The organism is Streptomyces sp. CB01373 (assembly GCF_002803075.1).
Classification (GTDB): Bacteria; Actinomycetota; Actinomycetes; order Streptomycetales; family Streptomycetaceae; genus Streptomyces.
In genome coordinates, this window is sequence record NZ_NNBK01000005.1 from 283,418 (window position 1) to 306,298 (window position 22,881).

24 protein-coding genes are annotated in these 22,881 nt (G+C 73.2%); 10 read left to right on the forward strand and 14 right to left on the reverse strand.

Translation table 11 applies throughout. The features are described from left to right. Nucleotides 1-88 precede the first annotated feature (88 nt). Genes CG719_RS10185 through CG719_RS10195 form a run of 3 tightly spaced genes read left to right on the forward strand, consistent with a single transcriptional unit; the run spans nt 89 to nt 3,136 of the window. Complete coding sequence (locus CG719_RS10185; RefSeq protein ID WP_100568207.1) at nt 89-1,372, forward strand: magnesium transporter MgtE N-terminal domain-containing protein; 1,284 nt, start codon at nt 89-91, stop codon at nt 1,370-1,372. Beyond that, nucleotides 1,362-1,961, forward strand: a complete 600-nt coding sequence (locus CG719_RS10190) for a DUF1003 domain-containing protein (RefSeq protein WP_100568208.1) — start codon at nt 1,362-1,364, stop codon at nt 1,959-1,961. Before CG719_RS10185 ends, CG719_RS10190 begins: the two co-directional genes overlap by 11 nt. 41 nt (nt 1,962-2,002) lie before the next feature. Beyond that, nucleotides 2,003-3,136 carry an Mrp/NBP35 family ATP-binding protein gene (locus CG719_RS10195; RefSeq protein WP_100568209.1) on the forward strand — a complete coding sequence of 378 codons (1,134 nt, stop codon included), beginning with the start codon at nt 2,003-2,005 and terminating at the stop codon, nt 3,134-3,136. A 105-nt stretch (nt 3,137-3,241) separates the two neighbouring features. On the opposite strand, the gene CG719_RS10200 is transcribed toward CG719_RS10195, so the two are convergent. From CG719_RS10200 to sigE, 5 genes are all read right to left on the reverse strand, one after another. Further along, nucleotides 3,242-3,913 (reverse strand): hypothetical protein, encoded by a 672-nt coding sequence (locus CG719_RS10200; RefSeq protein WP_100568210.1) that lies wholly within the window; start codon nt 3,911-3,913, stop codon nt 3,242-3,244. A 204-nt stretch (nt 3,914-4,117) separates the two neighbouring features. Continuing rightward, complete coding sequence (locus tag CG719_RS10205) at nt 4,118-4,585, reverse strand: sec-independent translocase (RefSeq protein ID WP_100568211.1); 468 nt, start codon at nt 4,583-4,585, stop codon at nt 4,118-4,120. 177 nt (nt 4,586-4,762) lie between these two features. Continuing rightward, nucleotides 4,763-7,060, reverse strand: coding sequence for a trypsin-like peptidase domain-containing protein (locus CG719_RS10210; protein ID WP_100568212.1), 2,298 nt, complete (start codon nt 7,058-7,060; stop codon nt 4,763-4,765). Nucleotides 7,061-7,171: 111 nt separating this feature from the next. Then, nucleotides 7,172-8,119 carry an anti-sigma factor family protein gene (locus CG719_RS10215; RefSeq protein WP_100568213.1) on the reverse strand — a complete coding sequence of 316 codons (948 nt, stop codon included), beginning with the start codon at nt 8,117-8,119 and terminating at the stop codon, nt 7,172-7,174. Next, nucleotides 8,116-8,889: an RNA polymerase sigma factor SigE gene (gene sigE, locus CG719_RS10220; RefSeq protein ID WP_199836586.1), complete on the reverse strand. Its 774-nt coding sequence runs from the start codon at nt 8,887-8,889 to the stop codon at nt 8,116-8,118. The genes CG719_RS10215 and sigE overlap by 4 nt, the downstream gene beginning before the upstream one ends. A 176-nt stretch (nt 8,890-9,065) precedes the next feature. Here sigE and CG719_RS10225 point away from each other — a divergent pair, with 176 nt between their 5' ends. Then, nucleotides 9,066-9,761, forward strand: a complete 696-nt coding sequence (locus tag CG719_RS10225) for an O-methyltransferase (RefSeq protein WP_100568287.1) — start codon at nt 9,066-9,068, stop codon at nt 9,759-9,761. A 99-nt stretch (nt 9,762-9,860) separates the two neighbouring features. Here the strand turns inward: CG719_RS10225 and CG719_RS10230 are convergent, their stop codons facing one another. Then, complete coding sequence (locus tag CG719_RS10230; RefSeq protein ID WP_003966491.1) at nt 9,861-10,028, reverse strand: DUF3117 domain-containing protein; 168 nt, start codon at nt 10,026-10,028, stop codon at nt 9,861-9,863. A 401-nt stretch (nt 10,029-10,429) separates the two neighbouring features. On the opposite strand from CG719_RS10230, the gene CG719_RS10235 reads away from it, so the two are divergent. Then, the gene (locus CG719_RS10235) at nt 10,430-11,233 is read left to right on the forward strand and encodes an enoyl-CoA hydratase/isomerase family protein (RefSeq protein WP_100568215.1); all 804 of its coding nucleotides are present in this window, start codon (nt 10,430-10,432) and stop codon (nt 11,231-11,233) included. Between the two features lie 36 nt (nt 11,234-11,269). Here the strand turns inward: CG719_RS10235 and CG719_RS10240 are convergent, their stop codons facing one another. Beyond that, nucleotides 11,270-11,854 (reverse strand): DNA-3-methyladenine glycosylase I, encoded by a 585-nt coding sequence (locus CG719_RS10240; RefSeq protein WP_100568288.1) that lies wholly within the window; start codon nt 11,852-11,854, stop codon nt 11,270-11,272. An 11-nt stretch (nt 11,855-11,865) separates the two neighbouring features. After that, nucleotides 11,866-12,222 (reverse strand): DivIVA domain-containing protein, encoded by a 357-nt coding sequence (locus CG719_RS10245; protein WP_100568216.1) that lies wholly within the window; start codon nt 12,220-12,222, stop codon nt 11,866-11,868. A gap of 145 nt (nt 12,223-12,367) precedes the next feature. Between CG719_RS10245 and folP the strand changes: the two genes are divergently transcribed. Then, entirely contained in the window at nt 12,368-13,228 is an 861-nt protein-coding gene (gene folP / locus CG719_RS10250; protein WP_100568217.1) for a dihydropteroate synthase, read from the forward strand. Nucleotides 13,229-13,746: 518 nt separating this feature from the next. On the opposite strand, the gene CG719_RS10255 is transcribed toward folP, so the two are convergent. Both CG719_RS10255 and dapE read right to left on the reverse strand, forming a co-directional pair. Beyond that, the gene (locus CG719_RS10255; protein WP_100568218.1) at nt 13,747-14,505 is read right to left on the reverse strand and encodes a TIGR00730 family Rossman fold protein; all 759 of its coding nucleotides are present in this window, start codon (nt 14,503-14,505) and stop codon (nt 13,747-13,749) included. Nucleotides 14,506-14,591: 86 nt separating this feature from the next. Then, entirely contained in the window at nt 14,592-15,671 is a 1,080-nt protein-coding gene (dapE, locus tag CG719_RS10260; RefSeq protein WP_100568219.1) for a succinyl-diaminopimelate desuccinylase, read from the reverse strand. Nucleotides 15,672-15,765: 94 nt separating this feature from the next. Between dapE and CG719_RS10265 the strand changes: the two genes are divergently transcribed. After that, nucleotides 15,766-16,749: a heavy metal transporter gene (locus CG719_RS10265; protein ID WP_100568220.1), complete on the forward strand. Its 984-nt coding sequence runs from the start codon at nt 15,766-15,768 to the stop codon at nt 16,747-16,749. Between the two features lie 147 nt (nt 16,750-16,896). After that, nucleotides 16,897-17,268, forward strand: coding sequence for an ATP-binding protein (locus CG719_RS10270; protein ID WP_100568221.1), 372 nt, complete (start codon nt 16,897-16,899; stop codon nt 17,266-17,268). Between the two features lie 102 nt (nt 17,269-17,370). On the opposite strand, the gene CG719_RS10275 is transcribed toward CG719_RS10270, so the two are convergent. Then, nucleotides 17,371-18,492 (reverse strand): bifunctional succinyldiaminopimelate transaminase/glutamate-prephenate aminotransferase, encoded by a 1,122-nt coding sequence (locus tag CG719_RS10275; RefSeq protein ID WP_100568289.1) that lies wholly within the window; start codon nt 18,490-18,492, stop codon nt 17,371-17,373. 113 nt (nt 18,493-18,605) lie between these two features. Continuing rightward, complete coding sequence (fdxA, locus tag CG719_RS10280) at nt 18,606-18,926, reverse strand: ferredoxin (protein WP_100568222.1); 321 nt, start codon at nt 18,924-18,926, stop codon at nt 18,606-18,608. Nucleotides 18,927-19,066: 140 nt separating this feature from the next. Between fdxA and CG719_RS10285 the strand changes: the two genes are divergently transcribed. Continuing rightward, nucleotides 19,067-20,140 (forward strand): GNAT family N-acetyltransferase, encoded by a 1,074-nt coding sequence (locus tag CG719_RS10285; protein ID WP_100568223.1) that lies wholly within the window; start codon nt 19,067-19,069, stop codon nt 20,138-20,140. Between the two features lie 29 nt (nt 20,141-20,169). Continuing rightward, entirely contained in the window at nt 20,170-21,021 is an 852-nt protein-coding gene (locus tag CG719_RS10290; RefSeq protein WP_100568224.1) for a transglutaminase-like domain-containing protein, read from the forward strand. Between the two features lie 46 nt (nt 21,022-21,067). On the opposite strand, the gene CG719_RS10295 is transcribed toward CG719_RS10290, so the two are convergent. Both CG719_RS10295 and CG719_RS10300 read right to left on the reverse strand, forming a co-directional pair. Next, entirely contained in the window at nt 21,068-21,682 is a 615-nt protein-coding gene (locus CG719_RS10295) for a response regulator transcription factor (protein WP_100568225.1), read from the reverse strand. Beyond that, nucleotides 21,679-22,881 (reverse strand): sensor histidine kinase, encoded by a 1,203-nt coding sequence (locus CG719_RS10300; RefSeq protein ID WP_100568290.1) that lies wholly within the window; start codon nt 22,879-22,881, stop codon nt 21,679-21,681. The genes CG719_RS10295 and CG719_RS10300 overlap by 4 nt, the downstream gene beginning before the upstream one ends.

Genomic DNA, 22,881 nt, shown 5'->3' on the forward strand with positions numbered 1-22,881 from the left:
CGCACCTGAGCGGGCAATTGGGAAAAGAAACCCGGCACACACGACACGCACCACACGCACCACACAGCCGCGCAAAGGAGGCGCAGCCATGGCAGCGGGCGCCCCCCGGATCTTCGTCTCGCACCTCTCCGGAGTCGCCGTCTTCGACCCGGCGGGCGACCAGGTGGGACGCGTACGCGATCTGGTCGTCATGCTGCGCGTCGGGCGCCGGCCGCCCCGTCTGCTCGGGCTGGTCGTCGAACTCGCCACCCGGCGGCGCATCTTCCTGCCCATGACCCGGGTGACCGGGATCGAGTCCGGCCAGGTCATCACCACGGGCGTGCTCAACGTCCGCCGCTTCGAGCAGCGGCCCACCGAACGCCTCGTCTTCGGCGAGCTGCTGGACCGGCGGGTGACGCTCGTGGAGACCGGCGAGGAGGTCACGGTCCTGGACATGTCGGTGCAGCAGCTCCCCGCGCGCCGGGACTGGGAGGTCGACCGCGTCTTCGTCCGCAAGGGCAAAAAGGGCGGCGCGTTCCGGCGCAACCGGGGGGAGGCCCTGACCGTGGAGTGGTCCGCGGTCACCGGCTTCTCGCTGGAGGAGCAGGGGCAGGGCGCGGAGAGCCTGCTCGCCACCTTCGAGCAGCTGCGCCCCGCCGACCTGGCCAACGTGCTGCACCACCTGTCCGCCAAGCGGCGCGCCGAGGTCGCCGCCGCGCTGGACGACGACCGGCTCGCCGACGTCCTCGAGGAGCTCCCGGAGGACGACCAGATCGAGATCCTCGGCAAGCTGAAGGGCGAGCGCGCGGCCGACGTGCTGGAGGCGATGGACCCGGACGACGCCGCCGACCTGCTCGCCGAGCTGCCGGCGGAGGAGCAGGAGCGGCTGCTGGGACTGATGGAACCCGCCGACGCGGCCGACATGCGCCGGCTGATGTCGTACGAGGAGCACACCGCGGGCGGTCTGATGACGACCGAGCCGATCATCCTGCGCCCGGACGCGACCGTCGCCGACGCCCTGGCCCGGGTCCGCAACCGCGACCTGTCCCCCGCGCTGGCCGCCCAGGTCTACGTCTGCCGCCCGCCCGACGACACCCCGACCGGGAAGTACCTGGGCACGGTGCACTTCCAGCGGTTGCTGCGCGACCCGCCCTACACCCTCGTCGGCTCGATCCTCGACGACGATCTGCAGCCCCTCCCGCCCGACGCCACGCTGCCGGTCGTCGCCGGGTTCTTCGCGACCTACGACATGGTGGCGGCGCCCGTCGTGGACGAGGCCGGAGCGCTGCTCGGCGCCGTCACCGTGGACGACGTCCTGGACCACATGCTGCCGGACGACTGGCGGGAGACGGAGTACGACCTGGAGGAGGGGGCGGCGGCGCATGGCGGCTGAGCGAGAGAGCACCCGCGAGCGGCTCCCGGTGGGGGCCACCGCCGCCGGACGGCCGCGGTCCGGCCGGCTGGACCAGCCGCGCCCGCCCCGGCGCCGGCTGCTGCCGGAGTGGGACCCGGACGCCTTCGGGCGGCTGTCCGAGCGCATCGCGCGGTTCCTGGGCACCGGGCGGTTCATCGTCTGGATGACGGTGATGATCGTCGTGTGGGTGCTGTGGAACGTGGCAGCGCCCCGGCATCTGCGGTTCGACGAGTACCCGTTCATCTTCCTGACCCTGGCCCTGTCCCTCCAGGCCTCCTACGCCGCCCCGCTGATCCTGCTGGCGCAGAACCGGCAGGACGACCGGGACCGGGTCAACCTCGAACAGGACCGCAAGCAGGACGAGCGGTCGATCGCCGACACCGAGTACCTGACCCGTGAGATCGCCGCGCTGCGCATGGGCCTGGGCGAGGTGGCCACCCGCGACTGGATGCGCTCGGAGCTCCAGGACCTGGTGAAGGAACTGGAGGAACGCACCGTCGACGGGCACCGCCGGCACGGGGTATTCCCGGCGGATCACCCGCGCGCGGGTGACATGGACGACCGCTGACGGGGTCCCGGGGGCCGCACGGGGCGCCGTACCATCGTCCTATGGCTACGGAAGACGCGGTGCGCGCAGCTCTGGCGACGGTTGACGATCCCGAGATCCACCGGCCCATCACCGAGCTCGGCATGGTCAAATCGGTGGAGATCGGCGCGGACGGAGCGGTCGCGGTCACCGTCTACCTGACGGTCTCCGGCTGCCCGATGCGCGAGACGATCACCCAGCGGGTGACCGACGCCGTCTCCCGCGTCGAGGGGGTCACCCGGGTCGACGTCACGCTCGACGTGATGAGCGACGAGCAGCGCCGGGAGCTGGCGACCGCGCTGCGCGGCGGCCAGGCCGAGCGCGAGGTCCCCTTCGCCAAGCCCGGCAGCCTCACCCGCGTCTACGCCGTCGCCTCGGGCAAGGGCGGCGTCGGCAAGTCCTCGGTGACGGTGAACCTGGCGGCGGCGATGGCCGCCGACGGCCTGAAGGTGGGCGTGGTCGACGCCGACATCTACGGCCACAGCGTGCCGCGGATGCTGGGCGTGGACGGCCGCCCGACCCAGGTCGAGAACATGATCATGCCGCCGTCGGCGAACGGCGTGAAGGTCATCTCCATCGGCATGTTCACCCCGGGCAACGCGCCCGTCGTCTGGCGCGGCCCGATGCTGCACCGCGCGCTCCAGCAGTTCCTGGCGGACGTGTACTGGGGCGACCTGGACGTCCTCCTGCTGGATCTGCCGCCCGGCACCGGCGACATCGCGATCTCCGTGGCCCAGCTGGTGCCCAACGCCGAGATCCTGGTGGTGACGACGCCTCAGCAGGCGGCGGCCGAGGTGGCCGAGCGGGCGGGCTCCATCGCCGTCCAGACCCACCAGAAGATCGTCGGCGTGGTCGAGAACATGTCCGGCCTGCCCTGCCCGCACTGCGACGAGATGGTCGACGTCTTCGGCACGGGCGGCGGCCGGATGGTCGCCGAGGGCCTGACCCGCACCACGGGCGCCACGGTCCCGGTGCTCGGCTCCATCCCGATCGACGTCCGCCTGCGCGAGGGCGGCGACGAGGGCAAGCCGGTCGTCATCACCGACCCGGACTCTCCCGCGGGATCGGCCCTGCGGGACATCGCCGACAAGCTCGCCGGCCGGCAGCGGGGCCTCGCGGGGCTGTCGCTGGGAATCACCCCGAAGAACAAGTTCTAGGCCGTACGGGGCCCTCCGCGGCCCGTACCGCCCTTACGGCGGCAGGGGCGCCGTCCCTCGTGGACGGCGCCCCTTCGTGTCGTTTCCGCCCTGTGCCGCGGGGCGTCAGGCGTACGCGCCGATGTCCTTGATCACGGCGAAGCCGAGCCCGTACGCGCTCATGCCCCTGCCGTACGCCCCCAGGTGGACCCCCTGGGAGGTCGAACCGGCGAGCACCCAGCCGAACTCCGACTCCCGGTAGTGGAACGGCGTCGGGACGCCGTCCACGGGCAGCGAGAGCATCGACCACGCCGGCCCTGACAGATCGTCGGCCAGCTCCCACGCGGTCTCCGTCTGCTGCTCCAGCCAGTCGTCCCGCAGGGTGTGGTCCACCTGCCCGGGCCAGGTGAAGGAGAGCAGGCCCACCGCGGCCAGCCAGGCCGCCGAGGAGACCGAGGTGGCCTCCAGCTGGCCCGTGCCGTCGGCGAGGCGCCGTTCGGGGTGGGCGGCGACGGTGACGACGACCGCGAACCTCTCCTTGGGCTCGTCCGGCGACCCGGACACGAACTCGTTGCGTACGGACGGCTCGTCACCGTGCCCGGTCGAACCGTGTTCCACGGCACCGTCGGCCGAGGTCCCGACCTGCATCAGCCAGCGCGGCCCCGTGAAGGCCTCGTCGAGGCCGTACCAGGGGAAGGGCGCCAGCAGGTAGCCGTCGGCCGTACGCCGGGCGAAGGGGGACTGTGGGCCACCCTCCGCGGCAGACGCCTGCGCGCCTGCCCGACTTGTCGTCTCCATGTGCCGGACGCCTCCTCGCTCTCGTCGAACCGGGGCGGCCCGCCCCCCTTCGGGCGTACTCGTCCGGTCCGCACAACAACTCGGCAGCATATCCATCCCGCTCCGGGCCGCCGGGAAACCGCTCGGCGCGTGGGGCGCGGGTAGAGCCGTTTCGCGCCGCGCACGGACCGCGCGCGGCGTGAAACGCGTCACACGGGACGCGGCTCAGGTGGCGTCCGCGTCGAAGGGCGGACGCTCGTCCTGGCCGATGCCCTCGGGCTTCTTGGTCATGTCGATCCGGCCGCCGGACAGACCCGGGGAGCCCGCGGAGCCCGAGGAGGCGGAGCCGGAGGACGCGGCGGAGTCGTGCTCGTTGCCGTTGACCGCGTCCGTGATCTCGGCCATCTCCTTCTTCAGGTCGAAGCCGTTGCGGATCTCCTTCAGCCCCAGCTCGTCGCTTTCCAGCTGCTTGCGGATGAACGTCTTGGGGTTGAGGTCCTCGAACTCGAAGTCCTTGAACTCCGGGCCGAGTTCGCTGCGGATGTCCTGCTTGGCGCTCTCCGAGAACTCGCGGATCTTCCGGATCGTGCGTGTGACGTCCTGGATGACCTTCGGGAGCTTCTCGGGGCCGAACACGAGCACGGCCACGATGATGATCGTCAGCAGCTCGAGCGGTCCTATGTCATTGAACACCTGAAGCTCCTTGCGATGTCCTCGGTCCTCGGCCCTCGGGTGGTCCGGTCTGTGTGGGGCTGTCCGTGGTCCGGGCCGGGTCCACGGTACCCGTCCCACGTGCCGGACCGGTACCGCCTCGAGGTGTCGGACTGCGTGTACACGGCGAGATTTCCGGCCGGTTCCACATGCTTTGTGTCAGTTGTTGTTCGAAGACCCGAGTATCAGGGACACCTTCCGTGCCTTTCCTTCGCGTTCGACGGTCAGCTCCAGGCGGTCGCCGGGGCGGTGGGCGCGGGTCTTGACTATCAGTTCCTCGCCCGAGTGGACGCGCTGGCCGTCCACCGCGGTGATGACGTCTCCGGCCCCGATGCCAGCCTTGGCGCCGGGACCGCCGGGGGTGACCGGGGGGCCGCCGTCCCGGCCCTTGGTGCCGACCCTGGCTCCGTCGCCGGGGTAGTTCATGTCCAGGGTCACCCCGATGACCGGGTGGCTGGCCCTGCCGTGGTTGATCAGCTCCTCGGCGACGCGCCTGGCCTGGTTGACGGGGATGGCGAAGCCCAGGCCGATGGAGCCCGCCTGGCCGGTCTGCAGGTCGGAGCCGGTGTCCGCGGAGCGGATCGCGGAGTTGATGCCGACGACCCGGCCCCGGGAGTCGAGAAGGGGGCCGCCGGAGTTGCCGGGGTTGATCGGGGCGTCGGTCTGGAGGGCGTCGACATAGGACACGTCGCTGCCGTCGCCCTTCTCGCCGCCGGCCGTGATGGGCCGCTCCTTGGCGCTGATGATGCCGGAGGTGACGGTGTTGGCGAGGTCGAAGGGCGCGCCGATGGCCACGACCGGGTCACCCACCTGCACGTTGTCGGAGTTGCCGAGGGGGATGGGGGTCAGGCCGCGCACACCGCGGACCTGGACGACGGCGAGGTCGTAGCCGGAGTCCCGGCCGACGATCCTGGCCTTGGCGGTCTGGCCGCCGCTGAAGGTCACCGATATGTCGCCACCGGATGCGGCGTTCTCGACGACGTGGTTGTTGGTGAGGACGTGGCCGAGGCCGTCGAGCACGAACCCGGTGCCGGTGCCCTGCTCGCCGGAGCCGCTGACGTGCAGCGTCACCACACTGGGCAGGGCCCGCGCGGCGATCCCGGCGACGCTGTCCGGGGCGCGCCCGGCGGGCTCCTTCCCGGCCTGCGGCAGCTCCACGGTGCCGAGGCCGCCGTTGCGCTCGATGTACGCCCCGGCCAGCCCGCCGAGCGTTCCGGAAACCAGCGCGAGCACCACGGCCCCGCCCACGAGCGCCCGCGTGACCCGCCGGTGCCGCTGCTCGGCGCTGAGCACGCCGCTCCCGCTCTGCTGCAACGGCGCGGCACCCCAGGGGTCGTAACGCCCCCAGGGACCGGCGGAGACACCGGCACCGGGGTGGGCCCCACCGGCACCGGGAGCGGGCACGCCGTGCCCGTCACCACCCACCGCCTGAGCGGGCGCGCCGTGCGTCGGGTCGCCCGCGAGCGGCACCCCTCGCTGTGGGCCCGCCGGCACGGCGTCCTCGGGGGGTGCCCACTGCGATGCGGCGCCGGCCGTGGCTGCGTCGACCGGCGCCTGCGGCGGCGAGGGCGTGCCGGAAGGCACGGGCGCCGGACCGTACGGCGGGGCGTCCGGGGCCGCCGTGCCCTGGGGCGCCGCGGCCGGCGCCTGCGGCGACGAGGGCGGGCCGGGCGGCGCCGGAGGCGTGGGAGCCGGGGCACCCGGCTGAGCCGCCACGGGCGCCCGACCGTACAGCTCGGCGTCCACGGCGGGCGTGCCCTGGGGCGCCGCGGCCGGCGCCTGCGGCGACGAGGGCGGGCCGGGCGGCGCCGGAGACGTGGGAGCCGGGGCACCCGGCTGAGCCGCCACGGGCGCCCGACCGTACGGCTGGGCGTCCACGGCAGGCGAGCCGTGGGGCGCGGCGGCCGGTGTGCCGGAGGAGTGCGCGGGTGTCACCGTCGGGTGCTGAACAGGTGGGGCGGGCGCCCAGGGGCCCGGCTCGCCGTACGGAGGGGTGCTGTAGGGGTCGGGGTCGTGCAGGGGGCTGGGACGCTCGCCGGAGCCGCCGGAGGAGCCGACGGGCCCGGAGGGGCCCTCCACGGGCCGGTCGGCGCCCGTCTCGGCGAAGACGGCGGGGGCACCGGGACCGGCCGGGGCCGCCGGCGCGGCGGGTGCGGCAGGCTCGCCGGGCACCGCCGGCGCCGCCGGTGCGTCCGCCGCCCCAAGGTGGGTGTCCTCCACCCCGGCGAACGGCGGACGGGGCTGAGCGAGTTCGAAGTCGCCGGAAGCCACTGTCTGTACGGGGTCCGAGCCCGGGTCCGAGCCCGGGGTGGAGGGCCCACCCGCTGCCATGCCGCCGTCGGAAGCCTCGTCGGCCGACGCGTCCGGCGCCGGCGTGCCCTCCGGCCGGGCGTCCGGAGGGACCGAGCGGCTCCACCACCTCGGGCGGGCGGACTTCGTGGGCTTGCCCTCGTTCATGTTCTCCCCACAGCGGGACGCGGCACGGCGTCGACTCCGCGCCCCGACCGGTGTCATGGGCGCGACCACCGTGGATTCAACCAGGTTCCCGGACCGCTGCGCAGGGACCTGTCAGTGCGTGGTACGGGAGGAGACGGAGGGAGAGGGCGCCCTGAGCAGGCTTGGGGCCATGTAGTCCGGGTCGGCGGACCACGAGGTCAGGGAGATGGGCGGGGTCGTGGTGAGCGGACGTATCAGCGGGGACATCACGGCCGCTCCGGCGACCACCGGGGTGGTCAGCGGATGCATCACGTCCTGCGCCTGCCCGCCGGGAGGCACGGCCCCCGGCAGCAGCGGTGCGGCCAGCGGCGTCGAGGCCGCCTGCGCCGAGCCCGACCGCTGCCCCTGTGCCGACTGCGGCGTGGCCGACTGGCGGCGTCGCGCGGTGTCGGAGCCCGATGCGGCGCCCGTGCCCGCCGTGCGCGCCGGAGTCACATTGCTGCCGTTCCCGGAGCCTCCGCGCGCCTCCACGGCGTCACCCGTCGAACCGGTGGTCATCCCGCCCAGGGCGAGAGCGGCCAGCGACACCGCCCCGGCGGCGACGAACGCGAACCGCAGCCCCCGCGAGGCGGACCGCTCGCTGTCGGCACGGCCCACGGGGTGGATCCGGAAGCCGTGGTCCTCCGCGGGGTCGGTGGGATGCGGGCGGACCGGCACATAGCCGAACTCGAACTGCTCGCCGCGGTTCACCCCGAACACTCCGGAGCGGGAGGACAACCCTCCGGGCAGCCCTCCCCCGCCCAGCGGTGAACCGCCACCGCCGTCGGTGCCACCCCCCGGGAGGCCCTGGAGGCGGGCCAGGAAGCTCTCGGAGGGAGGCGGCGGGGCCGCCTGGGCGAAGACGTTCTTCAGACGGCGCTGCGCGTCGACCTCCGCCTTGCACTTCGGGCAGGTGGCCACGTGCGCCAGGGCACGGTCGCGCATGTCGTGACCGAGCTCGCCGTCCACGAGGGCGGCGAGCCGGTCTCCCAGGTGCTGTTCCGCGAGACGCCCCGCGGGGTCAGGTCGTGATCCACTCACGCGGGCGCGCCCCCTCCCCCCAGCGCGGGGACCGTGGCCACGAAGCCGCGGCGTCCCGCCCGGGCCTGCGGCGAGCGGTGCGCAAGCGCCTTGCGCAGCTGCGAACGGCCGCGGTGGATGCGGGAGCGCACCGTGCCGAGCTTGACGCCCAGGGTCGCGGCGATCTCCTCGTACGACAGTCCTTCGATGTCGCACAGGACGACCGCGGCACGGAACTCGGGCGCGAGGGTGTCCAGGGCCTGCTGGACGTCCGCGTCGAAGTGCGCGTCGTTGAAGAGCTGCTGCGGGGTGGGCTCCTTGCTGGCCAGCCGCTCGGCCGCGTCGTCGCCCAGCGCGTCGAAGCGGATGCGCTGCTTGCGGCGGACCATGTCCAGGAAGAGGTTCGTGGTGATGCGGTGCAGCCAGCCCTCGAAGGTGCCCGGCGTGTAGGTCGACAGCGAGCGGAAGACGCGGACGAAGACCTCCTGGGTGAGGTCCTCGGCGTCGTGCTGGTTGCCGGTGAGGCGGTAGGCCAGGCGGTAGACGCGGCCACTGTGCGTGCTGACGATCTCCTCCCAGGTGGGCGGAGTCCACGCCTGCCCGTCCGCGTCGGTCGAGAAGGTCGCGGTCTGGGCGGATTCGGTGGCGTGGGTCACGTCGGCAGCGGTGTTGGTCACGGATTTCGGCCTGCCTGCCGATCCGAGAAAGCGCCGCAGCACTCCTCTCCGATCCACAGGTGCAGCCGCACCTCCCCTGTCGGCTCTGGTGGTGTCCAGTGGAGCCCCTACCATAGCCACCTCGCCCGTTAGCTCCGGATAAGCAGTTTTACGAGAATTTGACACGTGCTGGTCCGGCTGGTGCGGCTGCGTCAGCACTTGCTCCGTGTCCCGATCCATCCCATACCCCCCGTCCACACCGCCGTCGCGCCCGGTGTCGCTTCCTCACCCCTTCAAACGACCGGTCCCATCTGCGGGTTCCCGGCCCCAGCGGATACAGTCACGCCCAGGCAACCACGGGACAGGAGAGGGTCATTACCGGCAACCGGCAGACGAGCTGGGCGTTCGCCGACGCCTATGTCGCCGAGGACGACGCACTGCGCTGGGCCCGTGAGCGGGCCCGTGACGCAGGGCTGCGCTCGGTGTCGCCCGGCGCGGGCGCCGCGCTGCGGTTGCTGGCCGCCACCGTGGACGCGAAGGCGGTCGCGGAGATCGGCACCGGCACCGGGGTCTCCGGGATCCACCTGCTGCACGGCATGCGTCCCGACGGGGTGCTGACCACCGTCGATCCCGAGCCGGAGCACCAGCAGTTCGCCCGCCAGGCCTTCCGCGCCGCCGGCTTCGCGGGCAACCGCGCCCGCTTCATCCCCGGCCGCGCCCTGGACGTGCTGCCCCGCCTCGCGGACGCCGGATACGACCTCGTGTTCTGTGACGGCGACCGGCTGGAGTTCCCCGAGTACCTCGCTGAATCGTTGCGCCTGCTGAGACCGGGAGGCCTCGTCGCCTTCGAGGGTGTCTTCGCGCACGGGCGGACGGTGGACTCGGGACCGCAGCCGACGGAGGTCGTGCGGCTGCGGGAACTGCTGCGCACGGTGCGCGAGAGCCCCGATCTGACGCCGTCGCTGCTGCCGGTGGGCGACGGACTGCTGTGCGCCGTCAAGCGCTGAGCGCCCCCATCACTCGCGCGTCGCGCACCCCTGGAAAGACAGCGACCCCGACACCGCGTACGATGCCGGGGCAACTGAAAGGGTATGGTCGCTTGCGCGTCAGCCGACGACCTTCTTGAGGGCGTCACCGAGCGCATCCGCCTCGTCAGGGGTCAACTCGACGACGAGCCGACCGCCGCCTTCGAGCGGAACGCGCATGACGATGCCCCGCCCCTCCTTGGTCACCTCGAGCGGGCCATCACCCGTCCGCGGCTTCATGGCCGCCATGCTCGTTCCCCTTCCTGAAACCCAGCTCATCGTCAAAGCCGACGGCCCACCGAAAGGGCACGCGCACGGTCCCTGCCCGGAACGGCACAGGACACGCGACACCGGCGTCGAACACATTGCTTCCAGGCCATTATCCCGCATCCCAGGACCCGATGACCAACATCAGTTGGCATCGCTTGGGCAACGCGCGCGAGCAAAACCACCCAATTCGGCGATGTGGCTGCGATACTGCGCTCCCACGCGTCCGCCCGCCGGCCGCGGGCGCGCCGGAATTCTTTGACGCAGGTCACATGCCGGGTCCGCACCCGGCCCGGTGATCTCCGTCATGCTGTCCTCGGACCGCGACGGACCACGACGTACCGAGCGGTACGTCGACGAGGCGACACCGGAGGGGATGCCCCATGGCCGACACCGTGCTCTACGAGGTGAGCGACGGACTCGCGACGATCACGCTGAACCGCCCCGAGGCGATGAACGCGCTGAACGTCGATGCCAAGGTCGCCCTCCGGGACGCGGCCTGGGAGGCGGCGGACGACGGCACCGTGCGGGCGGTGCTGCTGACCGCCGCCGGGGACCGGGCGTTCTGCGTGGGCCAGGACCTCAAGGAGCACATCGGGCTGCTGGCCGCCGACCGGGAGACCGGGTCCGGGCAGGTCATGAGCACCGTGCGGGAGCACTACAGCCCGATCGTGCGGGCGCTGGCGGGGGCACGGAAGCCGGTGGTCGCCGCGGTGAACGGGGTCGCCGCCGGGGCGGGCTTCGGCTTCGCGCTCGCCGCCGACTACCGGATCGTGGCGGACACGGCGTCCTTCAACACCTCGTTCGCGGGCGTCGCGCTCGCCGGGGACTCGGGGATCTCGTGGACGCTGCCGCGGGTGGTGGGACCGTCCCGCGCCACCGACCTGCTGCTCTTCCCGCGTCGTATCACCGCCCAGGAGGCCCTCGACCTGGGCATCGCCAACCGGGTCGTGCCGGCCGCCGAACTGCGGGCCGAGGCGGAGCGGACGGCGCGGGCGCTGGCCGAGGGCCCGACGGTGGCGTACGCGGCGCTGAAGGAGGCGGTGGCCCACGGGCTGACGCACTCCCTGGAGGAGACCCTCCTCAAGGAGGAGGAGCTCCAGACCAGGGCCGGGCAGTCCGAGGACCACGCGATCGCCGTGCGGGCGTTCGTGAACAAGGAGAAGCCGGCGTATCTGGGCCGCTGACCGCGCTGCGGGTCGGTGCCGCCCCCGGCCGGCCGGTCAGGGGCGGCGCGCCACGCAGTCCGCGAGGTGGTCGTCGACCAGGCCGCACGCCTGCATCAGGGCGTACGCCGTCGTCGGGCCGACGAAGCGCAGACCGCGCTTCTTCAGGGCCTTCGACAGGGCCGTGGACTCGGGAGTGACCGCCGGAACGTCGGAGAGGGTCCTCGGCACCGGGCGGGTGGCGGGGTCGGGGGCGTGGGACCAGATGAAGGCGTCCAGTTCGCCCGGGGCCCAGTCGACAAGCACGCGCGCGTTGGCGATCGTCGCGTCGATCTTGGCGCGGTTGCGGATGATGCCCGGGTCGGCGAGCAGCCGCTCCCGGTCGTCGTCGGTGAAGTCCGCCACCGCCGCGATCTTGAAGTCGGCGAAGGCTGCGCGGAAGCCGGCGCGGCGGCGCAGGATGGTGATCCAGGACAGGCCGGACTGGAAGGCCTCCAGGCAGAGACGTTCGTAGAGCGCGTCGTCACCGTGGACCGGGCGGCCCCACTCCTCGTCGTGGTAGGCCACGTACTCCGCCGCGGAAAGCGCCCACGGGCAGCGCGGGGCGCCGTCGGGGCCGGCGATCGCGGCGCCCGGCGTCAGGGTGTCGTCCGTCACCGCTGGTCCTCCTGCTCGGGCTTGGTCAGGTGGACGTGGGCGGCCGCGGCCCGGGCGCCGGCCAGTGCGGACTCCAGGTCGGTGATCCGCGCGTCGCGCTCGGCGAGTTCGGCGCCGATCCGACTGAGGGCGTCGTCCACGTCCGCCATGCGGTAGCCCCGGACGGTCATCGGGAAGCGGAGGCTCTCCACGTCCTGGCGGTCCACGGGACGGTCCGGCGGCAGCGGGTCCAGGAGCCGCTCGGGCGCCGCTTCGGGCAGCGGCCCGGTTCCCTCGCCGCCGCCCACCACCGCCAGGGTCACCGCGGCGACCACGACGGCGAGCGCGACGACCAGGAAGAAGAACATAACCATCGCTCGGTCCCCACGGAGTCTGTCGTATCTGTCAGGGTCCGATCGTGCCATGCGACGCTGACAGTTAGGGTCGCAGACGGCCGATGGCCGGGAAAGACCGGGCACGGCCGGGCAGGACCGGGAAGAAGAGGAGAGGTCACAGGGGATGCTCAGGCTGGGCAGGCGCGAATTCGACGCGCACGAGCCGGTGATCATGGCGATCGTCAACCGGACCCCGGACTCCTTCTACGACCAGGGGTCGACGTTCCGTGACGAGCCGGCCCTCGCGCGCGTGGAGCAGGCGGTCGCCGAGGGGGCCGCGATCATCGACATCGGCGGGGTGAAGGCCGGGCCGGGTGACGAGGTGAGCGCCGAGGAGGAGGCCCGGCGGACGGTCGGCTTCGTGGCCGAGGTGCGGCGGCGGTTCCCGGACGTGGTCATCAGCGTCGACACCTGGCGGGCCGATGTCGGCGAGGCCGTGTGCGAGGCGGGTGCGGACCTGCTGAACGACGCGTGGGGCGGGGTGGACCCGCGGCTCGCCGAGGTCGCGGCGCGCTACGGGACCGGCCTGGTGTGCACGCACGCGGGCGGCGCGGAGCCGCGGACCCGGCCGCACCGGGTGACGTACGACGACGTCATGGCCGACATCCTCCGGGTGACCGTGGGGCTGGCCGAGCGGGCGGTGGCGTTCGGCGTGCCGCGGGAGTCGGTGATGATCGATCCGGGGCACGACTTCGGCAAGAACACGCGGCACAGTCTGGAGGCGACGCGGCGGCTGGGCGAGATGGTCGCGACCGGGTGGCCGGTGCTGGTGTCGCTGTCCAACAAGGACTTCGTGGGCGAGACGCTGGACAAGCCGGTGAAGGAGCGGCTGGTGGGGACACTGGCGACGACGGCCGTCTCGGCGTGGCTGGGGGCCCAGGTGTACCGGGTGCACGAGGTGGCCGAGACCCGGCAGGTACTGGACATGGTGGCGACCATCGCGGGCCACCGGCCACCGGCGGTGGCCCGCCGGGGACTGGCGTAGAACCGGGAGCCCAGTCCCTCGCCCCACGGACTCCGGAGCCCCGCCACGCGGGTCACGAGCCCTGCCGTACGGACGGCACTGGCCCCGCCGCACGGGCGCCAGTGCCGCACCGCGCGAAGTGCCGAAGCCCTGTCGTCCCGGCCCCGGGGCCGCGCCGTTCCGACGCGCAGAAGCGCCGTGCAGGCGCCAGTGCCGCACCGTACGAGCACCAGAGCCGCACCGTGCAGGCGCCGGCGACCCGTCGCACGGAGCCAGTGCCGCGCCATGCGAAGTGCCGAAGCCCTGTCGTCCCGGCCCCGGGGCCGCGCCGTGCCGACACTCGGAAGCACCGTACGGGCGCCAGTGCCCCGCCCTACCGTCGCCACTGGCGCCGGTCCTGCGGGCGCCAGTAGCCCCGGCCGTGCGGGCGCAAACTGCCCGCCGTGCGAGTTCTGGCCGCCCGCAGGACGGGGACCAGCGGCCCGCAGGACAGGGCCGGCGGCGGCCCACAGGATGAGCCGGCGGCCCGTAGGAGGGGGCTAGCGGCCCGCCTCCTTGGACATCAGGGCCACCGCCTCGCTCACATCGTCCGTGACGTGGAACAGGGTGAGGTCCGCCTGGGCCGCCTTGCCCTGGGCGATCAGGGTGTTCTCCAGCCAGTCGACCAGGCCGCCCCAGTACGCGCTGCCGAAGAGGACGATCGGGAAGCGGGTGACCTTCTGGGTCTGCACCAGGGTCAGGGCTTCGAAGAGCTCGTCCAGGGTGCCGAGGCCGCCGGGCAGGACGACGAAGCCCTGCGCGTACTTGACGAACATCATCTTGCGGACGAAGAAGTACCGGAAGTTGAGGCCGATGTCGACATAGGCGTTCAGGCCCTGCTCGAAGGGCAGCTCGATGCCCAGGCCCACCGAGACGCCTCCGGCCTCGAGAGCGCCCTTGTTCGCCGCCTCCATCGCGCCCGGGCCGCCGCCCGTGATCACCGCGAAGCCCGCCTCGACCAGGCCCCGCCCGAGCTTCACCCCCGCGTCGTACTCCGGCGAGTCCACCGCCGTCCGCGCGGAGCCGAACACGCTGATGGCGGGCGGGAGTTCGGCGAGCGTGCCGAAGCCCTCGATGAACTCCGACTGGATGCGCAGCACGCGCCAGGGGTCGGTGTGGACCCAGTCCGTGGGGGCGCGCTCGTCCAGCAGCCGCTGGTCCGTGGTGCTCGCCTGGACCTGACCGCGCCGCCGGAGGACCGGTCCCAGTCGCTGCTCGTCCGGTGGCTGCTTCTTGCCCTCGGGATTCCCTGTTGGCATGTACGCTCCCTCCGCTTGCGTGACGTTCCACCTCAGCGTAGATCCGCGGGGGTCAGGAGAGGGGGACGTCGGTATGTCCGCGATGGTCAGTCCGTGAGCCAGGCCCGCAGACGCTCCTCGCCCGCGAGGATCTTGGCCGTCTCCACCCGCTCGTCGCGCTTGTGCGCCAAGTGTGGGTTGCCGGGGCCGTAGTTGACGGCGGGGATGCCCAGCGCCGAGAAGCGTGAGACGTCCGTCCAGCCGTACTTAGGGCGCGGGGTGCCGCCGACCGCCTCGATGAACGCCGCCGCGGCCGGGTGGTTCAGACCCGGCAGGGCGCCGCCGCTGTGGTCGTCGATCACGAACTCCTCCACCCCGCAGTCCGCGAACACCTCGCGGACGTGGGCGACGGCCTCCTCCTCGGTGCGGTCCGGGGCGTACCGGAAGTTGACCGTGACCACGCACTCGTCGGGGATGACGTTGCCCGCCACCCCGCCCAGGACGCCGACCGCGTTGAGGCCCTCGCGGTACTCCAGGCCGTCGATGACCGGATGGCGCGGCTGGTACTCGGCGAGCCGCCGCAGGATCGGCGCGGCGGCGTGGATGGCGTTGGAGCCCATCCAGCCGCGCGCCGAGTGGGCCCGCTCGCCCGTGGTCCTCAGCAGCACCCGCAGCGTGCCCTGGCAGCCGCCCTCGACCTCCCCGTCGGAGGGTTCGAGCAGCACGGCGAAGTCGCCGGCCAGCCACTCCGGGCGCGCCTCGGCGACGTGCTTGAGCCCGTTCAGCTCGGCGGCGACCTCCTCGTTGTCGTAGAAGACGAAGGTCAGGTCGCGGTTGGGGGCGGGGACCGTGGCCGCGATGCGCAGCTGGACCGCCACTCCGGACTTCATGTCGCAGGTGCCGCAGCCCCACAGGACGCCGTCCTCGTCGAGCCGCGAGGGGACGTTCCCGGCGATCGGGACCGTGTCGATGTGGCCGGCCAGGATCACCCGCTGCGCGCGCCCGAGGTCGGTGCGGGCGACGACGTTGTTGCCGAGACGGTCGACCGTCAGGTGCGGCAGGGCCCGCAGTGCGGCCTCGATCGCGTCGGCGAGCGGCTTCTCGGTGCCGCTCTCCGAGGGGAAGTCGACGAGTCGCGCGGTCAGGCGCGCGGCGTCCAGCGTGAGATCAAGCGGGTTATCGGCCATGCGATCGACCCTAACCCGGCGAACCGCCGCACTGCCGCCGCGCATTGTCCACACCTGCCTCACCAGTCCCGCCTGCCTCCAGTACCTTGTAGGCGTGCCGCACCCTCCCCCCTCTTCCAAGCGTCGTGGCCGCCTCCTCCGGTTCGGGGCGGCCTTCGTGGTCCTGCTCGGGCTCGCGGGCTACCTCTCGGTGCAGTACCTCACCGGAGGCACCTCGGGTCCGGGCTGCGAGGTCGTCTCCGGCAAGGGCGACGGAGCGTCGTACCGGTTCACGCCGGAGCAGGCGGTGAACGCGGCGACGATCGCGGCCGTCGGCACCGGGCGCGGCATGCCCGAGCGGGCGGTGACCATCGCGCTGGCCACCGCGCTCCAGGAGTCCGCGCTGCGCAACATCGACTTCGGCGACCGGGACTCCCTCGGCCTCTTCCAGCAACGGCCCTCGCAGGGCTGGGGCACACCGGAGGAGATCATGGACCCCTCCTACTCGGCGGGGATCTTCTACGACCATCTGAACAAGGTGCCCGGCTACACGCGGCTGCCGCTGACCGTGGCCGCGCAGCGCGTGCAGCGCAGCGGCTTCCCGCAGGCGTACGCCAAGCACGAGCCGGACGCGACGCTGCTCGCCGCCGCGCTCACCGGCCGCTCCGGGGCCACGCTGGCCTGCCAGGGCCGCCCCGGCCCGACCCGGTCCAGCGGGCCCGACGCGGTGCGTGCCGCGCTCGTTCGGGACTTCGGCCGGGACGTGGTGCAGGAGGCGGGCGCGGAGGTCGGCGGCACCGCTTCGCCAACGCCCTCGCCCACGCCGACCCCGGTCACGGGCGGGGACGGGCGGACCGTGACGGTGCCCGTGCCCGACGACACGGCCGCCGCCGGGCGCAGCGCGCGGCAGCGCGGCTGGCAGCTCGCGCACTGGGCGGTGGCCAACGCCTCCGCGCTGCACATCGAGCAGGTCTCCTACGGCGGCTGGCAGTGGAAGGCCGGGATGACGGACAGCCGGTGGCGGGCGGCGCAGACGCGGGGTGCCGCGGGAGCGGAGCGGGCGGCGGGCTCGGTGCACATCACCACGACCGGGCGTTAGTACGACCCGTCACCCTGCGGCGTGAGTGAAGCTTTTCCGCGTACCTGATAATGCGACGCGTTACCAACTCTTTACGTTGGCCCGCCGCAACCTTCGCGGACTTCGAGCGGTAGTCAGAGCGTCCGTTCCCTCCGTCGAAGGAGCAACATGTCCCTCCCCCTGACCCGCCGGATCGCCCGTGCCGCGCTGCTCGTCGCTGCGGGAGCGGCCGCCGGGGTCGGTGCGGCCGGTGCCGCCAGCGCTGCCCCCGAGCTGCCCGCCGCCCCGAACCTCGGCGGGCTGACCGCCCTGGACGCGGCGAGCGTCGGCAACACCGTGGACGGTGCCGCGCAGCACGTCACCGGGGTCGCGGGCGACTCCGGCGGCAAGGTCGTGAAGCAGGCGGCGCCGGCGGCCCAGAAGGCGGCGGGCGGCGCGGCGGGGTCCGCGGGCGGGCTGCTCGGCGGCGCCGCGCAGACGGCGAAGAAGGGCGGGCTGCCGACGCCGTCCCTGCCGGTCTCCGGCCTGCCGATCGGCTGAGCACCGCGCGCACGACCCGACGGGGTCCGGGGGTTTCCAAACCCCCGGACCCCGTCGTCGTAAGGCTCCGTCGCCGTGCCGGCGCGGGTGAGCCGTCGCCGGCTACCCGGCCAGGCGCTCCACCGCCGCGCGGACCCGCTCGTCCGTCGCCGTCAGCGCGACGCGTACGAAGTCCGCGCCCGCCGGGCCGTAGAAGTCGCCCGGGGCGACCAGGATGCCCCGCTCGGCGAGGTCGGCGACCGTGGTCCAGCAGGACTCGTCGCGCGTGGCCCACAGGTAGAGGCTCGCCTCGCTGTGCTCTATGCGGAAGCCGTGGGAGAGCAGGGCCCCGCGCAGGGTTTCGCGGCGGGCGGCGTAGCGCTCGCGCTGCTCGCGGACGTGGATGTCGTCGCCGAGGGCGGCCACCACCGCCGCCTGCGTCGGCGCCGGGGTCATCATGCCGCCGTGCTTGCGGATCTCCAGCAGCGGGCCGAGGACGGCCGGGTCACCGGCCAGGAAGGCGGCGCGGTAGCCGGCCAGGTTCGAGCGCTTGGACAGCGAGTGGACCGCGACGACGCCCTCGTACGAGCCGCCGTTCACGTCCGGGTGCAGGACCGAGACCGGGTCGGCCTCCCAGCCCAGCTCCAGGTAGCACTCGTCGGAGACGACCAGCACGCCGTGCTCGCGGGCCCAGGCGACGATCCTGCGCAGCTCCTCCTTGGGCAGCACCTGACCCGTGGGGTTGGAGGGCGAGTTCAGCCACAGCAGCCGCAGGCCCGCCGGGTCCAGCTCCGTGGGGCCCGGCACGCCGGCGCCCGGTGTCGTCGAGTAGACGAGGTGGTCCGCGCGGGCCAGGCGGGCGCCGACCTCGTAGGTCGGGTAGGCCAGGCGCGGGTACGCGACCTTGTCGCCGGGGCCGAGGCCGAGCTGGGTGGGGAGCCAGGCGACCAGTTCCTTGGAGCCGACGATCGGCAGGACGTGCCGGTGGGTGACGTCCCGCGCGCCGAGCCGGCGCTCGACCCAGCCGGTGAGCGCGTCACGCAGTTCGGGCGTGCCCCACACGGTCGGGTAGCCCGGGGAGTCCGCGGCCGCGATCAGCGCCTTCTGGATCAGATCGGGGACCGGATCCACCGGAGTGCCGACCGACAGGTCGACGATGCCGTCCGGATGGGCTGCGGCCGTCTTCTTGTACGGCTCGAGCTTGTCCCAGGGAAAGGCGGGGAGCCGGTCGGAGAGTGCGGACACGGGGATCAGGCTCACTTTCTGGTCCGGAAAACGCCTCGGTCCCGTGCGGCGGGCGGAGCGCTGGAGTGCGATCAGGCCGTACGGGACCGAGGCGGCGCGAAGACGGGCCGCTGTTACTGGTTCTGCGGCGGCAGCGCGGCGATGATGGGGTGGTCGCGCTCGATCAGCCCCAGCTTGCTGGCGCCACCGGGAGAGCCGAGCTCGTCGAAGAACTCGACGTTGGCCTTGTAGTAGTCCTTCCACTCCTCGGGAGTGTCGTCCTCGTAGAAGATCGCCTCGACCGGGCAGACCGGTTCGCAGGCTCCACAGTCGACGCATTCGTCCGGGTGGATGTACAAGGACCGCTGGCCCTCGTAGATGCAGTCGACCGGGCACTCCTCGATGCACGCCTTGTCCTTGACGTCGACACAAGGCTGCGCGATGACGTAGGTCACGCTGTCGTTCCTCCTCGATAGGGCGCCGGCGGGCCTCCACAGGCTCCGCCGCCTGGCGCGCGGGAGCGCGGCGTCGTCGATGCCCGCCCCTAGTATCTCCGTTCCGGGGCATGATCCGAACAGGAGGGGTGAACAGACCTGTGGAAATATCGGCGACAGGACGCCTCGAGGTCCGTATCACCGCTGCTGATGTGGGCAAACGGGTCTCAATTCGGCGCTTGAGCGAACCTGGCGCGCCGGGTGAGAAGTTCACCGACACGGTCGGAGTTCTCACATCATGGGACCACGGTGTGCTGCTGATCACACGGAAGAGTGGCGAGACCGTACAGATCGCCGAATCCTCCCTGGTCGCGGGCAAGGTGGTACCGGCCGCACCGGCCAGGCGGCGGGGTCCGGCGGCCACGTACGAGGAGCTGGCACGTGTGGCGGCGCGGGCCTGGCGGCCGGTGGAGAGCGAGCGGCTGGGCGACTGGGAGCTGCGGGCGGCCGCGGGATTCACCCGGCGGGCCAACTCGGTGCTGCCGCTCGGCGATCCCGGGCTTCCGCTCGACGCGGCGCTGGATGCCGTACGACGCTGGTACGGCGAGCGCGGCCTGCCCGCGTACATCCAGACGGCCACCGGCGCCGAGGGCACGCAGGAAACGCTGTGCGCGGAGCTGGAGCGGCGGGGCTGGGTGCGCGAGGTGAGCGCGGAGCTGTGGATCGGGGCGCTCGCGCCGGTCGCCGACCGGGCCGAGGGCTCCGGGGTCGTGCTCTCCCGCACGGCCGACGAGGCGTGGCTTGCGCGGTATCAGCGCAAGGGGGTGAGCGAGGTGGCCCTGAAGGTGCTCGGCAGCGGGCCGTCGGTGTGGTTCGCGACGGTTCCCGGCGAGGGCGGTGTTCCGGCGGCGATCGGACGGTGTGTCGTCGACGGCCGCTGGGCGTCCTTCGCCGCCGTCGAGGTCGATCCGGCGCTGCGGCGTCGCGGCCTGGCCACCACCGTGCTCGCCGCGCTCGCCGGCCGCGCTCTCGACGAGGGCGCCTCGGCGGCCTGGCTCCAGGTCGAGACCGGGAACGACGCGGCTCGGGCGCTGTACGCCGGGATGGGCTTCGGCCCACACCATGCGTACCACCACTACCGCGCCCCGGAGCCCGGCGACGGCGGACACCCGCGGCCGTCGCCGGCGGAACCGGAGCCTCGGTCCCCGCGGAACTCCGGCGCTGGTCCGTCGTAGGGATCGTCGTGAAAGGGCACGAGCCTGCTATGAGTCCCCCGCATCCGCCGTCTCCGGAACGGGCCGCCGCGGTGCGCCGGCAGTTCGGCGAGGAGGTGCGGTCCGAGCGGCCGGACCTCGCGGCGCTGTGCCTGCTGATGGGTGCGGCGGCCGACGGGACGCTGGACGACGCCGGCATGGACGCGGCGCAGCAGGAGCTGGACCGGCTCGCCGGGGAGCTGCCGTACCGGCCGGGCGGGCCGCGGGAGTGGGCGCGGGCCCTGTGCCGGCTGCTCGGCGAGCGGTACGGGTTCCACGGCGCGGCGGCGGACTACCAGCGGCTGGAGTCCTCCCTGCTGCACGAGGTGCTGGTGCGGCGGCGCGGGCTGCCCATCCTGCTGTCGGTGGTGTGGATGGAGGTCGCGCGGCGGGCCGGGGCCCCGGTGTGCGGGGTCGCGCTGCCCGGGCACTTCGTCGTGGGGTTCGGGGCGGCGGGGGAACTGGTGCTCGCGGACCCGTTCGACGGGGGCCGGGTGCTCACGGGGGCGGACGCCGACCTGCTGGTGGCCGGGGCGACGGGCGCGCCGCTGGACCCGTCGATGCTGGTGCCCGCGACTCCGTTGGAGGTCGTGTCCCGGATCCTGAACAACATCCGCGCCTGGGCGGCCGTGCGGCCCGAGCGGTCGGACGTGGCGCTGTGGGCGGTGGAGCTGTCGCTGCTGCTGCCGTCGCATCCGGCGCGGTTGCGGTACGAGCGGGCGCAGCTGCTCGTACAGCGGGGCGACTTCGTGGACGGGGCCCGGGAGCTGGAAGCGTACGCCGAGGTGCTGGGCACGGTGGACGAGCCCGCGGCCGAGCGGGTGCGGGGACAGGCGCGGGCGGCGCGGGCCCTGCTGAACTGAACCTCGCGGGCCTGGTGAACCGAACCCGCCGGAAAGCGGCGCCGGCCTACAGCCAGCCCTTCTCCCGCGCGATGCGCACCGCCTCCGTCCTGTTGCGCACGGCGAGCTTCTGGATCGCGGTCGACAGGTAGTTGCGGACCGTGCCCTGGGACAGGTGGAGGGTGGCGGCCAGCTCGGCGTTGGTGGAGCCGTCGGCCGCGGCGCGCAGGACCTCGCGCTCCCGGTCGGTCAGCGGGTTGGCGCCCTCGGCGAGGGCCGCCGCGGCCAGCGTGGGGTCGATGACCCGCTCGCCCGCGAGCACCTTGCGTATCGCCGCGGCGAGCTGCGCGGCCGGGGCGTCCTTGACCAGGAAGGCGTCCGCGCCCGCCTCCATGGCGCTGCGCAGATAGCCGGGGCGGCCGAAGGTGGTGAGCACGACCAGTTTCACCGCGGGCAGTTCCTTGTGGAGCCGGGCGGCGGCCTCGATGCCGGTGCAGCCGGGCATCTCGATGTCGAGCAGGGCCACGTCGACGCCGTGGGCGTGCGCCGCCGCCACGACCTCGTCGCCGCGCGGCACCTGGGCGACGACCTCGATGTCGTCCTCCAGGCCGAGCAGGGCGGCCAGTGCCTCGCGGACCATCGACTGGTCCTCGGCCAGGAGGACCTTGATCGTTCGGCTCATGCCGGGGATCCTACGTCCGCGCGGGAGGCCAGAGGCACCCGGGCGACGAGCCGGAAGCCGCGCCTGACGCGCCCCGCCTCCAGCTGCCCGCTCACCTTCTCCAGACGCTCGGCCAGGCCCGTCAGACCGTTGCCGGGGCCCTTGGCGACGCCGGTGGTGCCGCCCGAGCCGTTGTCCTCGACGCACAGTTCGAGGAACGGCCCGTCCAGGGTCTGGCGGCGCACCAGGCCGACGGCGCACCGGGTGGCGCCGCTGTGCCGTACGACGTTGGTGATCGCCTCGCGCAGCGCCCAGGCGAGCGCGGACTCGCTCTCCTCCGTGACGCCGTGCAGGTCGGGCTCGGCGGGCACGTCGGCGATGACGTCGGCGGCCGTGAGCGCCACCTGGGCGCCCGCGAGTTCGGCGTGCAGACGGGGGCGCCGGTAGCCGGTGACGGCCTCGCGGACGTCGACCAGGGCCTGGCGGCTGACCTGTTCGATGTCGGCGACCTGCTGGGCCGCCTTGCCGGGGTGGTCGGGCAGCATCCGGCCGGCCAGCTCGCTCTTCAGCGTGATCAGCGACAGGGAGTGGCCGAGCAGGTCGTGCAGGTCGCGGGCGAGCCGCAGCCGTTCCTCGTTGGCGGCGAGCTGCGCCACGGTGGCGCGGGCCTTGCGCAGGTCGACCGTGGTGCGTACCAGTTGCCGTACGCCGGTCATCGCGAAGCCGACGAGCGTCACCAGCAGGAACAGGGTCCACTCGCCCTGTGCGCCGGTGTGCTGGGCGACGAGCAGCATCACGGTCGTGGTCAGCGGGATCGTCCAGTAGGCCATCCGCAGCGGGTTCGTCGCGCCGCAGGCCACGGAGACGTACACGAACAGGCCGATCCACTGCGAGCCGAGGGTCAGGCACAGCACGACGGCGAGGACGCCGAGCGCGGCGACGAGGCAGCCGACGACGCGCCCGGAGAACGGTCGCCCCATGTTCCGGTAGACCAGCGCCAGATAGGTCCCGGTGAAGGCCGTGAGGCCCGCCCAGCCGGCCGCGGTGGCGGCGGTCGTGTGGGCGCCGGAGACCAGGTCCCGCACCGGCGAGCTGAGGAAGATCAGCCAGGGCAGGATCCACACCAGTTTGCGCAGCGCCTCGCCCCTGTTCCGGGGCGGCTCCCCCATGCGCATCAGCCGGTCCGCCCGTGCTTCGCCGGGCCGCGGGTCTTCCGTCAT

Coding starts and splice junctions, on each gene's coding strand:
- CG719_RS10185 (WP_100568207.1), top strand. CDS start 89: ATGGCAGCGGGCGCCCCCCGGATCTTCGTCTCGCACCTCTCCGGAGTC.
- CG719_RS10190 (WP_100568208.1), top strand. CDS start 1,362: ATGGCGGCTGAGCGAGAGAGCACCCGCGAGCGGCTCCCGGTGGGGGCC.
- CG719_RS10195 (WP_100568209.1), top strand. CDS start 2,003: ATGGCTACGGAAGACGCGGTGCGCGCAGCTCTGGCGACGGTTGACGAT.
- CG719_RS10200 (WP_100568210.1), bottom strand. CDS start 3,913: ATGGAGACGACAAGTCGGGCAGGCGCGCAGGCGTCTGCCGCGGAGGGT.
- CG719_RS10210 (WP_100568212.1), bottom strand. CDS start 7,060: ATGAACGAGGGCAAGCCCACGAAGTCCGCCCGCCCGAGGTGGTGGAGC.
- sigE (WP_199836586.1), bottom strand. CDS start 8,889: ATGGTAGGGGCTCCACTGGACACCACCAGAGCCGACAGGGGAGGTGCG.
- CG719_RS10230 (WP_003966491.1), bottom strand. CDS start 10,028: ATGGCGGCCATGAAGCCGCGGACGGGTGATGGCCCGCTCGAGGTGACC.
- CG719_RS10235 (WP_100568215.1), top strand. CDS start 10,430: ATGGCCGACACCGTGCTCTACGAGGTGAGCGACGGACTCGCGACGATC.
- CG719_RS10245 (WP_100568216.1), bottom strand. CDS start 12,222: ATGGTTATGTTCTTCTTCCTGGTCGTCGCGCTCGCCGTCGTGGTCGCC.
- folP (WP_100568217.1), top strand. CDS start 12,368: ATGCTCAGGCTGGGCAGGCGCGAATTCGACGCGCACGAGCCGGTGATC.
- CG719_RS10255 (WP_100568218.1), bottom strand. CDS start 14,505: ATGCCAACAGGGAATCCCGAGGGCAAGAAGCAGCCACCGGACGAGCAG.
- dapE (WP_100568219.1), bottom strand. CDS start 15,671: ATGGCCGATAACCCGCTTGATCTCACGCTGGACGCCGCGCGCCTGACC.
- CG719_RS10270 (WP_100568221.1), top strand. CDS start 16,897: ATGTCCCTCCCCCTGACCCGCCGGATCGCCCGTGCCGCGCTGCTCGTC.
- CG719_RS10290 (WP_100568224.1), top strand. CDS start 20,170: ATGAGTCCCCCGCATCCGCCGTCTCCGGAACGGGCCGCCGCGGTGCGC.
- CG719_RS10295 (WP_100568225.1), bottom strand. CDS start 21,682: ATGAGCCGAACGATCAAGGTCCTCCTGGCCGAGGACCAGTCGATGGTC.
- CG719_RS10300 (WP_100568290.1), bottom strand. CDS start 22,881: ATGACGGAAGACCCGCGGCCCGGCGAAGCACGGGCGGACCGGCTGATG.